The organism is Nitrosomonas sp. Is37, from assembly GCF_033063275.1.
GTDB lineage: Bacteria > Pseudomonadota > Gammaproteobacteria > Burkholderiales > Nitrosomonadaceae > Nitrosomonas.
Map to the genome: position 1 here is coordinate 1 of NZ_JAWJYP010000076.1, position 800 is coordinate 800.

Genomic DNA, 800 nt, shown 5'->3' on the forward strand with positions numbered 1-800 from the left:
ACACGCTGTTGCAGGGCGACCATTTCGCGCAGTCGGGTGTGTTCATCTTGAATCTCAACATACGCGCGATTCATCGGACCCCAGCCTTCAGTATAGGTCCAGCCACCAGGGTTGACGTGTGCAAAGCCTACGTGCATCTTGGCCAGGTCATTTTCAGCCATTTCCAGTACTTTGAGTTCCATCGATGCAGGGTTGTTGCCTTTCGACCAGAATAACTGGGTGAATTGACCAAATCCTGGTTTGTCAGGTGCAGGCGGTGCTGGACGATTGGTTTTTTGTCCCGTCAGCAGGCCTTCATCGTATAGTGCTTTCACGATGTCATGTGCTTCCTGGTATTTGGCAAGTCCTTCCAGGGTACCTTTGTCCATCAGTTCCAGGTAGGAGCGGGCAAAGCGTTCTGAGTGACATTGGCTACAGGTGACTGCCCATGAGTCCAGTCGTTTTTCTGACCATTCGCTCGTGATGTTTTCAGCAATGCCCGGAACAAAAGGATAGTTGGCCCAGCGTATTTTTCTGACCATGTTGTGGGCGTATTCGCCTTCATATTCCATATGGCAGCCGGCACAGGTGGGGGCACTTTGTCCGCCTTTGGCAAAGGCATCTTTCAGCGGTACGTCCCAGTTCCATTGGTCGCCCTTCATGGCAACGACCTTGCCGTGCTTGGACATGGAGTAGGCTTCCCAGTTGTTGTGATCTACCCCGCTGTGGCAGGTTGCACAGGCTTCCGGTTTACGCGATTCTGCCGCTGAGAATTCATGTCTGGTATGGCAACCGTCACATTTGTTCTGGTTGTAATGACA

General features: G+C 52.1%; 1 protein-coding gene. It reads right to left on the reverse strand.

Going from position 1 to position 800, the window contains the following annotated elements; genetic code table 11:
• The coding region (locus tag R2Q26_RS15320; RefSeq protein WP_317537084.1) for a multiheme c-type cytochrome at positions 1-800 on the reverse strand (800 nt) is incomplete at both ends.